The following is a 12,216-nucleotide window of genomic DNA, read 5'->3' as shown; positions in this document are numbered from 1 at the left end:
AGAGTGCGTCACAGCCTCTTTTATTGCTGATAAAACTTATAAATAAAGCATTTCATCGCGAGTTGGTGCTAACGCCCTTAGTACCTTATTTTGCAACCGATGCGGCACGTCGGCTTTGTTCATGGCATTTATGAGTAAGTCTACAGTGCGGTTAAAATCGGCCTCGGTAATGTTCATACCACCATGAACTTGTGCCATAGTGTCGCCAGTGTAAGAGCACGGTCCGCCGGTACGAGAGCATATCTGTTCACTTAATTTTTCAACAAAGCGGTTGATATCCGCACCCTCAAAGTAAGCTAAAATGACAGGGTCGCGCTCAATCTCAACAACGAAGTTTTCGACGATTTGCTCTACCTTCTCATTACCTCCTAGCTGATGGTAAACGGAATTTGATTGGCTGGCGCAGCCGGCTAATAACGCTCCCATGCAGCACATACCCAATAAGCCGCTTAGCGAAATAATTCTTAATTTAAACATGATGTCACCACAGTTGACCGTTTATTGAGAGGTAAAGACCATTTTGATCCTCAGCGCCAGCAATACTGCCTAATTCTGCCCACGCAAGCGTAAGCGCGATGTGTTTGTTGGGAATGTAACTTACAAAGTAGTCTATCCAGTCTTCTTCGCCTAACCCAAGGTTGTCGGGCTTTTGCCGATACTCCATGCCTACCGCGACATTTCGGGAAAGCAAAACGCCAGCGGAGGCTTCAAGCATAATCTCATGGTCACTATTCTGCGCTCCGCCAAAACCTAGCAACCCAAGTTGATTGGCTTTTGTGGCTCGTGCCGTAACATTCCATACCGCATTAAAGCCTGCAATAGCGCCTAAATGTATTTTCGTCGCAGCAATATAATAGTCGGTGCCGCTAGATGAAGAGTCAGCGCCGAGTAAGTCGGCTATTGCGCCATCTTCTAATTTCTTATGCTGAAGGCCAATGCTTATTTGCGGGAAGTTGCTATATACTGCATCGCCATAAAGTCGGTATTTTACACCTATTACATTTTGTCTGATGTCACCGCCAAGCTGTTTCAAATCGAAACGTTGATGCGCAGCGCTTATTTCAACACGGTCGTAAAAAGAGGCAGAAACTCCCATCACGTTTAGGCGATAATCATCAAGGTCAACTTGGGTCATTACCGCGCTTACCGAAATTTCATCTTGTGTGTCGTAGCCGGATAATGTTGCCCATGGAACAATACCGCCGCCTCCTGAGCCCTCAATCTGCACAAGCCCTGAAGTAGCGAGTAGCTTGCCATCGCCGGCTAATGCATAGTTGCTGGCTATTAAGCAAACTAATGCGCTCAGTACAAAAAAGTAGTGTTTCATAATGAAAACCAATCAGTGTTTATATTATCTTTATACCATTGAATAAAGCTCTCTACGGGGACAGGACGACTTAAAAGGTAGCCTTGCGCATAGTTGCAGCCCCACTTTTGTAATAGCGCCAAACTACCCTGAGTCTCTACACCCTCGGCGATAACTTTCAGATCGAAATTATGGGCTAAATCAATGATCGTTTTTACTATTTGCTGGTCACTTTGGTTTTTGTCTAAATTGAGGACAAAACTCTTATCTATTTTCAGCTCGTTTACTGGCAGGCTTTTTAAATACGACAGCGACGAGTAGCCAGTTCCAAAGTCATCGATAGCAAGCGCGAAGCCCGCGTCGCGATATAAAGCCAGCTCGCTATACACCCCTTCTGCATCGCTCACCAAATCACTCTCAGTGATCTCAAAGGCCAATTGAGACGCCGTTAAACCAGCCTGAACAATTTGCGATTTAATATCTGATAACAGAGTTTTGTTTAAAATGTCTTTGGCAGAGAGGTTGATAGCGACGCATACATCAACATCACTTTGGAGTAGGTTTTTCGTATCCTTGATGGCGCGTTTTATTACCCACTCGGTAACCGCACCAATTAGACCAGCTTGCTCAGCGATAAGAATAAATTCATCTGGGCCGACAAAGCCAAGTTTTTCACTGTTCCAGCGCATAAGCGCCTCTGCGTGGCTTACCGTGTTAGTAGTGAGATCCAGCTTGGGTTGATACACTAGCGATAATTCTGGGCTGTCTTCGCTCAGTGCCAGTTTTAATTCAGTGATGATACTAATTCGGCGGGTATATTCGGCGTCAAAATTGGCGCTGTAGTGAACCCTATGTGTCGGAAGGTGACGAGCGTGATCCAACGTTATCGCAAGGCGTTTAAGTAGAGTTAATGCGTCATTAGCGTCTTCAGGGCACTTTAAAACTCCTAAAGACAACCTTAGCGTTATAACAACATTCTCAGCTTGGATAGGCGCTGCTAGCTCAGCTTGCACTGAGGCTATGTCTTCGTTGGTGAGAGGGTTTGTTGGTATCCATAAAAACTCACCGCCGTTTAGTCTAGCTGTTACTCCCCCAAGTGCACTTAATCGGCCAGCGAGGGTATGCAAGCATAAATCGCCGTTTTGATACCCAAATACATCATTAACGTTGCGAAAGCCGAGTATATTAATGCCAATAACTTGCAATGTTTCATTGTGCTTAAATTTGTTATTCAGTATCTCTGTAATGTGATAGCGGTTAGAGAGACCCGTAAGGAGATCGTGTGTGGCTTGATATTGAATTTGCTCTTCTCGCATTTGAATATTGCTCTGCATAGACTGAAAAGAGTCTGAAAGCGCTGCAATTTCTGTTGTGTGGGAGGTAACAAAGGTTTTGTGATTGTAGAAGCCTGCGGCTATTTCTTGGGAGATTTTCGATAAACGTCGCAATGGCCTTGATATACGTTTGGCAAATAACGCTGCAATAATTAAAGAGGCGGCTAACAGCAGAGCAGCAATGATACTGATTTGTTTCTGCAGGGTAGCAAACTCGGTAAACAAGGTTTCCGCGCTTTCAGATAATTCCAGTGTTATTTTCGTGTCGTTTCCACTAAAAAGTGGAATATCCTGTGTGATATATTGTGATTGGTCAGAGGGAATAAAAGATAGCCATGAAAGACCCTCTACGCCATTCACCCGCTTAACGTTGTCCTGTTCTTCCGATAGCGTAGACTGCTTAAAAATAATACTGTCGTTTTTTTTCGCGATAATCGCCACTTCAGAGAGCGTAATCGATTTTAAACGCTCCAGAACGGGCGCATCAATTTTAAACCCAATAGCCGCTATCGCAATGGGGTTTGGTGCTTCCACCAATAGCAACAACACTTGGTACAGTTCATTGTTGAGCACGATAAATGCGTTGTCTCCGCCCTGTTTAAGGGCGTTGTCTACAAGCTGAGGGTGAGGGAATTGCTGGCCAGGCAATAAGCCATCTGAAGTACTGCTGGTAATGTCGCCAGATAATGTTAGCAGGGCCATAACGTCAGCACCTACGCGATTGCCATGATTTTCCAACGTACTTGCTATGGTGGCGTTATCTTGCGATGCCACTGCGCTTTTAAATCCAAAATCGTCGGTAAGTACACTGGCATTCGTAAAAAGCTGCTCTTCTCGATTACTGAATACTTCAGCGACTACATAACGAGCTACTTCCAGGCTTTCGGCAAGCTCTCTTTTGGCATGCTCTGTAGTAGACGACCAAACGCTGAATAAAATAGCCACCGTTGACAGCAGCACAAGTCCTGCAGAGAGTCTAAATACGTGCTGATTGAGAGGATAGGATTTCAAAGGCTGCCTCAACCCCCAAAACGGCTAGAACCAAAGGTTCGTTTGCTAGGTTGCGGTGCCTTACTGACAAGTTCGACATTTGCTGTTGCTATTCCATCTTTTTCAGTCAGCATGACATTGACTTTTAAGCTACCATCGATAGATAGGCCTTTATGCCATATTGCTACACGTTCTGGGACGGCTTCGTCAAACGTGGCTTCCCCTTCGGCATTGGTTACACGAGTTACCTCACCGTCTGAAACATAGATATGACCCACCATGTTATCGTGGATATTACATCCTAATGTTCCAATGCCGGGCTTATCGAAGAGAATAGGGGCAACGTTTGAACCTTTATAGAGCTTTATCTCGAAAGGTTTTGTAGGGGAAAAACTGTAAACATGATGACGAATGTCATCACTATTTGGAAATTTAACCTTCTGACCTTTTTGTATGGCGATAACGCTGGGTAGAAACTGTTTGTTTACTTGGTCCATAACAGCAATGTCGTTGGTATCGGCAGTTGGCGAGGAGCTTTTGGAGTAGAAGGCCACGACAGCATTGTTTACTGGGTTGTTCTCTTGATCCACAACTTTAACGGTATGAACAGCCGCCTCGCAATACGTAACAAAGATTGCAAATATCATAAAACAAAAAACTTGTTTAACCATGGCTTATTTCCCTGTTATGGAATCCGTTTTTCGAACATACAGCATACAGATTTAAGCGTATATTAAAAATAAGACGTTGGCACCAAAAGCATAAATATAATTACTTTTAGTAAAAGAAAAAGGCTCAATATCGAAAGTGAATTTGCTTAAATAATTTTGGTAGCTAAGCACTAATAAGCCTAAGAAAATGTCTGAATATAAAGCTGCTCTACTTTGTCTCTCGCCCATTGAGTTTTGCGTAAGAATTTTAACGATGACTTAATCGATGGGTCGTTTTGAAAGCAATTTATTCGAATTCTGTAATACAACCCTTCCCATCCGTAGCGCTCGTACAGCTGCGTAACAATTTTCTCAAGTGTAAGCCCATGGAGTGGGTTATTCGGTTGTTCTGTCATATTGAAACCAAGGTTTAAGCTTTTAAAAGATTAATTCATTAGAATGATAGCATAGCCGTTAACAAGACTAAAAAGAGACACGCTTTGAATATTCATTGCATTATTGATTCATACTGCGTGCTTGCGTATTCTCGCTTGATGATAACCAAGGAATAGAAGGGCAGAAAGCAGTGTGTGAACTTTTGGGCATGAGTGCAAATACACCAACCGACCTATGTTTTAGCTTTACAGGGCTTACCCGCCGCGGCGGTGAAACCGGGCCGCACAAAGACGGTTGGGGCGTAGCTTTTTACGAAGGAAAAGGCGTGCGCATGTTTCACGATCCTGAGCCCAGTGCAACATCGCCTATTGCAGACTTTGTGGCGACATTACCCATAAAAAGTAAAACCGCGATTTGCCATATTCGTCAAGCAAACGTGGGCAATATTACCCTTGCCAACACACATCCCTTCGCTCGAGAACTCTGGGGCGAGTATTGGGTGTTTGCTCATAATGGTCAGCTACCTAATTTCTCCGCACAAAAGGGAATGTATGAGCCAGTAGGTGATACCGACAGTGAAGACATGTTTTGTGACATGATGAACCATGTACGTCAGCATTTATCACGAGACACATCGCCCCTGAAATTGGTCGAGTCTCTTGTTTCATTAGCTCAAGCCTATGCCAAGCAAGGTGTCTTTAACTGTTTGTTGGGGAATGGTGATTGGTTGTTTACGTTTTGCAGTACCAAGCTTGCCAGTATTACCCGAAGAGCACCATTTGGTCCTGCCTGCCTGAAAGATGTAGAAGTAGAAATAGATTTTGCAGCCGAAACCACCCCTAAAGACGTTGTAAGTATTATTGCTACAGAGCCTTTAACCAATGATGAGCAATGGGACATATATGAAAGAGGCGAGTGGAAGTTGTGGCAAGACGGTGAAGTTATTGCGAAAGGTAAAGTAGATGTCCCCGAGCATAAAAAAGAAACCGAAATGCTGTCACCAGACCCTGAGATTGAAAGAGCAAATATAAAGTAGTCGGACGACATGGCAAGCACGCAATAAAGACGACTCGTAACTTTGCTATGGCGGCTTGTAGGCCTAATAAAAGTGTTACTTAAAAGCAGTGAAAACGCTATTTCAGAACCTCGCTAATAGTATCTTTAACCACATTATACCTAGCGGGCAGCATACTGTGTGGCGTTTGAATGCAATACAGAGGTTCGGTTACCTTGTTTTTGGGTTTGTAAACAGTCAGCCTATCTGCAACATCAACAAAGTCTAGCGTGCTGCTAGGTAATACAGTAAACCCAAGCCCCTGACTAACGGGGATAAGAATTTGAGAAAGTTGATTAATATAACCAGACTGTTTTAATGTAGTCGGGTTGATGGTTGCTAAATCATCTTCACCACTATCTTTTATATATCGCTGTAAATAATGCACAGCATCTGGATGATTAATCAGGCCCAGCGCGTTCAGCGTATCAACAATGTTGGTATTCTTTTGTGAGTAGGCAAACAAGCTACTGTGTTTCACAAACTCTCTTGGCAATATAAGCCCAAGGGACTCCTCGCCTAAATAGGTACTCGATACCTCATCAACGTTCGGAGTATTTGTAACAATACCAAGCTCGAAGGTGCCATTAATAATTCCCGATAAAATGGTTCGTCTGGGGGCAACTTCTACATGTATCTCTAGTTTTGGGTGCTTTAGCTGTTGGGCTAAAAGTGCGGGGTAGATGCGTTGGGCGATAGCGCCAGAACAGGCCACAACGCACTTCCCTTCATAAGGTTCGTCAAATTTTAAGCTGGCTATAAAGTTTTGCTCTTGGTGCTGTTGTGATTTCGCATACTCAAATACTCTTCTTCCTTGTTCTGTTAATTGAATACCTTTACCAAGGCGAACTACTAATTGACATTCACATGCTTCCTCGAGCTTTTTTATATGCTGGCTCACTCCCGGCTGTGTCATAAACCGCTGCTCTGCTGTACGAGTAAAGTGACCTGTCTCAGCCAGCGTAATAAATGTATCGAGCCAGATTGGGTTTAGCATTGTCATAAATTCATATTATAAAATTAAGAAATAATGATAATTTCAAATTCTAGCGCTGTCTAGTTACGATGTGTTCACGCTGACTTGAGCCAGATAGAAGAGGTTCCAAGTTTTCTTTTAAGACTTACACTACGCAGCAATGCGTTAAGGAAGTACTCGTGAACGACATGACTAAAACACCGTATCCACGCACGTTCTCTCATATTGGGCTATCAGTACCCGACTTAGATGCAGCAGTTAAGTTTTATACAGAGGTACTTGGCTGGTATTTGATCATGAAGCCAACAGAAATCCTCGAAGACGATTCAGCTATTGGTGAAATGTGTACTGATGTGTTTGGTGCTGGTTGGGAGAAATTTCGCATAGCTCATTTATCGACAGGCGACCGAGTAGGCGTTGAGATATTTGAGTTTAAAGACCAACAAAATCCTGAAGATAACTTTGAATACTGGAAAACGGGTATTTTCCATTTTTGTGTTCAAGATCCAGATGTTGAAGGCCTTGCAGATAAAATTGTAGCGGCAGGGGGTAAAAAACGTATGAAAGCTCCGCGTTATTATTATCCTGGCGAAAAGCCTTATCGCATGATTTATATGGAAGACCCGTTTGGCAATATCCTAGAAATTTACAGTCATAGCTATGAGTTGCATTATGCCAGTGGGGCATACGAGTAAAAATATATGGGCGGGCCATGTTTGCGCATGGCCTGGTTATATAAAATGCTTATCCCCACTGTCCCGATACGTAGGGATTGGTCGCTTTTTCTGTTCCCACTGTGGTAGTAGGTCCGTGGCCCGGATAAATCATCATATCCTCTGGAAGCGAGAGAATTTTTCGCTTAATCGAGTCGATAAGCTGCTGCTGATTTCCTTGCGGAAAATCGGTACGGCCAATAGAGCCTGCAAAAATAATATCGCCCACTATTATTCTATTGCTACTGCGCTCTACTAGCGCCACATGACCCGGTGTATGCCCTGGACAATGCAATACCTCTAGCGTAAGCGTGCCAACAGATATAGTGTCGTTATCGTTTAACCATTGGGTAGGCTCGAAAGGCGAGGCTGGTGGAAATCCAAACATCTGACTCTGTTGCATTAACCCATCTAGCCAAAACTTATCGCCTTTATGTGGACCGATAATTGGAACATTAAAATGCGAAGCAATAGCAGTTGTTCCACCAACGTGATCAAGATGGCCGTGAGTTAGTATTATTTTTTCTATCTCAACGTGATTATCTTTGGCAGCTTTAATCAGTTGCTCCACATTACCACCAGGGTCGACAAAGGCGCCCTTCATTGAGCTTGGATCCCAAATAAGTGAACAATTTTGGGAAAATGGGGTGACGGGTATAACGACAATCTTCACTCTATTTCTCTTCTTTATTTACATTGTTTTTCATGCGGGTTGTGCCGGTGGTTTATCCACTCAGCATTTGTCTGGCTCTTTATTTAGTTTTTTGTTCAGCTTATTATTCAGTCATTCGCGGTCTTGCTGCAAATCCAATACAAAATGGCACCAACGGCTAATTCGCCCATTAAAAACAGCCACGCATTCATCGATGACTGACTGATAGACCAGATGCATACAATCAGTGCAATAAAGGGGATAAACCGCTTAATAATATTAGGGGAGTAGGTGCGCTGATGCTGCGCCTTTATGAGAACAATTACACACACCGCGTACACCACAAGCCTTGCTAATACGCTTGAAATAGCCAGCCATACAAAACTTCCACTCAGTGCCATTAGACCAGCGAATACACCCAGCACTAATACCGAAATATAGGGAGTGGCAAACTCACCGTGTACCTTGCCTAGCCAGTTTTTACCCAAGTGCTTCGGAATGAGAGATTGACGGGCCATCGAGTACGTTAGGCGAGATGTTGATATCATATTCGCCAGTAAGTTACCGGCTACAGACACAACAGCTGTCAATGTCATAACAAGGGCGCCTGTTTTGCCAAAAATAATGTTGGCTAACGCAATAAGGGGCGCACTGTCTGGTGTTTCTGCGCCAACAGTGTGCCAATAAAGCCACTGCACACAAAAGTAAAACAGAGCGATGCCTGACACTGTGAGCATAAGTGCTCTGGGAATTGTTTTCTTTGGCGAGTTAGTTTCACCACTGGTTACCACGACAGTTTCAAAACCGATAAAGGCATACAGAGTAATTAGAGCACCTGCTGAAATAGTATCTAATGCAGGAGTTGTTGCCGCTGTAGCTGTAGAGAAATCAAGCTGCCAATAGCCCACACCAATAAGGGCGATAAAAGGTAACAGCTTTAAAACAGAAATTGTGTCGAGAGAGCGCATAGCCGCTTTCAAGCCCACAATATTGACAAATATCAATAAACTCGTAAGTGCAATAATTGCCAGCGACTTACCCATGCCGGTATTAATTTCTGGCCATAAATATCCAGCATATAGCAGCAACACATGCATATTGGCTGCTATCGCGGTAGCTCTGGCAAGATAGTAAACAAACCCGGTTTGAAAGGCCGCAGCATCGCCAAACCCTTTTCTAGCGTAAACAACAGGACCGCCCGTTTCCTGATAAAAAATGGCAAGTTGACCAAAACACCACACGATAGTGAGCATTAAGGCACCAAAAATCAGGAAAATATAGGGGCTGAACGCTCCTAGCTCCGCTGCCATTTTGGCCGGTAGGGCAAAAATGCCTGCGCCGATCAAACCATTGAGCACAAGCAAAGCGGCACCTATGCCGCCTATCCCTTTTGTAAGCAGGCTGTTTTTAGTCATTGGTTAGCGAAAACACTTGCTCACCGGCTACATAGGTTGAAAGTACTTTAGTCTTCCAAATATGTTTCGGCTCAATGGTAAAAATATCTTGGTCTACCAAGATAAAGTCTGCCCATTTACCCTCAGTAAGTGTGCCTAATGTATCTTCCATATGGCCGGCATAAGCGGCATCAAGGGTAAAGCCTTTAAATGCCTGCTCTATAGAAAGTGCCTCATGGGCATACCAGCCTTTAACCGGCTGATTGTCTCTGTCTTGACGCGTCACTGCTGCATGCAGTCCGTAAAACGGATTAGCGAGCTCTACTGGGAAATCTGACCCAAGTGGCAGCGCGATGCCAGAATTTAGTAACGTTTTCCATGCATATGCCCCTTTCATTCGATCTTTACCAATACGATCTTCTGCCATGTTTTTATCGCTTGTGGCGTGGGTTGGCTGCATGGAAGGCAATACTTTTAAATCAGAAAAGCGAGCTAAATCATCAGGTGCAATAACTTGCGCGTGCTCAATGCGATTGCGCAACTCGCTGCCACCAATACGTTTAAATGTGCTTTCAAATTCATTTAGCGCGACATGGTTAGCTTTGTCACCAATCGCGTGATAGTTCAGCTGGAAGCCAGCTCCAATGACTGTGGTAAAAAGGTTTGTCATATCTTCTGGTTGAGTAAGCAATAACCCATGTTGATGCGGCGCATCTGAATAGGGGGCTAGAAGCGCAGCACCACGACTACCAAGAGCGCCATCGCCATAAGCCTTTACCGAGCGGATGTACAAATAGTCGTCTTTATCTCTGATAGTACCGTTACCTAACATAGTACTTAATTCAGGGTCGGTAGCACTTACCATGGCATAAATGCGAATGGCGAGTTCACTTTCTACAGATTCTTTTAAATAAAAATCGTATACGTCGCGGCTTATACCAGCGTCGTGCATGGAGGTAATGCCGTTAGCTAATAAATGCTCTGAGGCTGCATCAAGCTGCTGCTGATACACAGCATTACTGGCCGAAGGAAGATGTTTTTCTATTAGCATAGAGGCGTTATCAATAAATACCCCAGTAGGATTACCCTCGGCATCTTTAATAATTTCGCCACCCACAGGAGATTGGGTGTCTTTCGTAATACCTGCAATTTCCATGGCTTTACTGTTTACCCAAGCAGCGTGCCCGTCAACGCGAGTTAACACCACGGGGCGGTCTGATACTACGCTGTCTAAATCCTTTGCCGTAGGAAATGCACGGTCGCTCCACAACTCTTGATTCCAGCCGCGGCCGGTTATCCACTGCTGAGTAGTATTGGCAAACGCATAATCAGCAACCATTTTAGCAGCGTTAGCCGCACTGGTGCTTTCTCTCAAGTTCACCTCTAACAGGTTTGCCCCGAGGCCAAGAAGGTGACCATGGGCGTCGATAAGCCCTGGAAGCATCACTTTGCCGCCACCATCTATGGTGCTTTCAATGTCGTAATTTTTCGGCTGCACATCCAGTGCCACTACTTTTCCTTCGTCCATCACTAAATTGCTGAACTGAATAAGGTTGCCCTTATCATTCAGGGTGTAGCCTTTGACATTACTTACCAAAGTAGCCGCATTGGCATAATTCAGCGCAATACACGATGCGGCGAGTGTAAGGCCGCTCAGGAGCTTTTTCATTGCAATTGTCTTCATCATTATTCTTCTATACTGTCGTCAAAATTTATTATTGGAGGTTGTAGTAAAAAATCTCGTTCCCAAATAGCCGCCATGGACGCCTGACTGATATTGCCCCCTGAAAGCATCACTAATGCCGTTTTTCCAGGAGGGGTATTGGCTGCCCATGATGCTACGGCTGCCATTGTCATGGCGCAGGTGGGCTCAATATGTAACTTCAATAAATGGTGTAGCCATTGAGTCCAATAGGCTATTTGAAGCTCATCAACTTCGTAAAAATCGTCGAGTTGCTGCAATAACTCAAAAGTAATATCGCCAACCGACGGTGTTGCTGCACCATCGGCTAATGTATTCGGCGTATGCTCAAGGGCAACAATTTCTCCTGCTTGAAGGGACATAGATGCATCGTTAGCCGCTGCCGGCTCAGCGCCAATGACCAGCGCATTTGGTTGAAGTGCTCGTGTGGCTAATAATGTGCCGGCTAAAAGGCCACCACCACCACAGGGCGCAAAAACCGCGTCTACGTCGCCAGCATCTTCTAGTGCCTCTAACGCTGCTGTGCCTTGCCCGGCAACAATATCTTCATGGTTAAAAGGTGGGATCCATACAGTATCTGCAGCATTCGCAGCTTCTTTTACCGCAGCATCAGCTTCAGGTCGTGTAGCGAAAAGTTTTAGCTCGGCACCGTAACTTTTGGTGGCAGCTGCTTTAATAGGGGATATGTTTTCACTGGCGAAAATAGTGGCGGTAATACCAAAATGTGCCGCGGCATAGGCAACCGCTTGTGCATGATTGCCAGAACTATTTGCTACCACGTGAGCCGGAAGCCGGTTTTGCTCTTTTAAAGTCGCCAAAAAATTCATCGCGCCACGAATTTTAAAGGCGCCGATAGTTTGTAAGCATTCGGCTTTAAATAAAATTCGATGGCCCATCCATGAATTCAACAGTGATGATTCAACAATAGGTGTGCGTTTTATATTATTTTTTATGCGTTCGTGAGCGTGTTTTACACTTTCAAAGTTGACCCGTGATGTCATACAGAGTGTCTCTTTCATCTTTTTACTTTAACTTATCACTTACCGCTA

The 12,216-nt window shown here is 44.3% G+C and carries 12 protein-coding genes; 2 read left to right on the top strand and 10 right to left on the bottom strand.

The features are described 5' to 3' along the window. Positions 1–36: 36 nt before the first annotated feature. The 5 genes from BM528_RS15640 to BM528_RS15620 all read right to left on the bottom strand — a co-directional run bounded on the left by BM528_RS15640 (position 37) and on the right by BM528_RS15620 (position 4,696). Positions 37–477 carry a group I truncated hemoglobin gene (locus BM528_RS15640; RefSeq protein ID WP_332249001.1) on the bottom strand — a complete coding sequence of 147 codons (441 nt, stop codon included), beginning with the start codon at positions 475–477 and terminating at the stop codon, positions 37–39. A gap of 4 nt (positions 478–481) precedes the next feature. After that, positions 482–1,327, bottom strand: coding sequence for a DUF3034 family protein (locus tag BM528_RS15635; protein ID WP_071980635.1), 846 nt, complete (start codon positions 1,325–1,327; stop codon positions 482–484). Next, complete coding sequence (locus BM528_RS15630) at positions 1,324–3,651, bottom strand: GGDEF domain-containing protein (RefSeq protein WP_071981357.1); 2,328 nt, start codon at positions 3,649–3,651, stop codon at positions 1,324–1,326. The genes BM528_RS15635 and BM528_RS15630 overlap by 4 nt, the downstream gene beginning before the upstream one ends. An 8-nt stretch (positions 3,652–3,659) precedes the next feature. Then, the gene (locus BM528_RS15625; protein WP_071980634.1) at positions 3,660–4,301 is read right to left on the bottom strand and encodes a methylamine utilization protein; all 642 of its coding nucleotides are present in this window, start codon (positions 4,299–4,301) and stop codon (positions 3,660–3,662) included. Positions 4,302–4,480: 179 nt separating this feature from the next. Continuing rightward, on the bottom strand, positions 4,481–4,696 hold the full coding sequence (locus BM528_RS15620) for a VF530 family DNA-binding protein (RefSeq protein WP_071980633.1): 216 nt from the start codon (positions 4,694–4,696) through the stop codon (positions 4,481–4,483). 170 nt (positions 4,697–4,866) lie between these two features. On the opposite strand from BM528_RS15620, the gene BM528_RS15615 reads away from it, so the two are divergent. After that, complete coding sequence (locus tag BM528_RS15615) at positions 4,867–5,712, top strand: class II glutamine amidotransferase (RefSeq protein ID WP_071980632.1); 846 nt, start codon at positions 4,867–4,869, stop codon at positions 5,710–5,712. Positions 5,713–5,809: 97 nt separating this feature from the next. Here BM528_RS15615 and BM528_RS15610 read toward each other — a convergent pair whose 3' ends face one another. After that, positions 5,810–6,727, bottom strand: a complete 918-nt coding sequence (locus tag BM528_RS15610; RefSeq protein WP_071980631.1) for a LysR family transcriptional regulator — start codon at positions 6,725–6,727, stop codon at positions 5,810–5,812. Between the two features lie 167 nt (positions 6,728–6,894). On the opposite strand from BM528_RS15610, the gene BM528_RS15605 reads away from it, so the two are divergent. Then, positions 6,895–7,401 carry a lactoylglutathione lyase family protein gene (locus tag BM528_RS15605; protein ID WP_071981356.1) on the top strand — a complete coding sequence of 169 codons (507 nt, stop codon included), beginning with the start codon at positions 6,895–6,897 and terminating at the stop codon, positions 7,399–7,401. Between the two features lie 49 nt (positions 7,402–7,450). Here the strand turns inward: BM528_RS15605 and BM528_RS15600 are convergent, their stop codons facing one another. The 4 genes from BM528_RS15600 to BM528_RS15585 all read right to left on the bottom strand — a co-directional run bounded on the left by BM528_RS15600 (position 7,451) and on the right by BM528_RS15585 (position 12,168). Beyond that, positions 7,451–8,092 (bottom strand): MBL fold metallo-hydrolase, encoded by a 642-nt coding sequence (locus BM528_RS15600; protein ID WP_071980630.1) that lies wholly within the window; start codon positions 8,090–8,092, stop codon positions 7,451–7,453. Between the two features lie 107 nt (positions 8,093–8,199). Next, complete coding sequence (locus BM528_RS15595; RefSeq protein WP_071980629.1) at positions 8,200–9,486, bottom strand: APC family permease; 1,287 nt, start codon at positions 9,484–9,486, stop codon at positions 8,200–8,202. Beyond that, positions 9,479–11,134: an amidohydrolase gene (locus BM528_RS15590; protein WP_198033620.1), complete on the bottom strand. Its 1,656-nt coding sequence runs from the start codon at positions 11,132–11,134 to the stop codon at positions 9,479–9,481. The genes BM528_RS15595 and BM528_RS15590 overlap by 8 nt, the downstream gene beginning before the upstream one ends. A 17-nt stretch (positions 11,135–11,151) precedes the next feature. Continuing rightward, the gene (locus tag BM528_RS15585; protein ID WP_071980628.1) at positions 11,152–12,168 is read right to left on the bottom strand and encodes a serine/threonine dehydratase; all 1,017 of its coding nucleotides are present in this window, start codon (positions 12,166–12,168) and stop codon (positions 11,152–11,154) included. Positions 12,169–12,216: the final 48 nt, after the last annotated feature.

The organism is Alteromonas sp. RW2A1 (assembly GCF_001886475.1).
GTDB lineage: Bacteria > Pseudomonadota > Gammaproteobacteria > Enterobacterales > Alteromonadaceae > Alteromonas > Alteromonas hispanica.
This window is presented reverse-complemented; position numbering and strand designations above follow the sequence as displayed.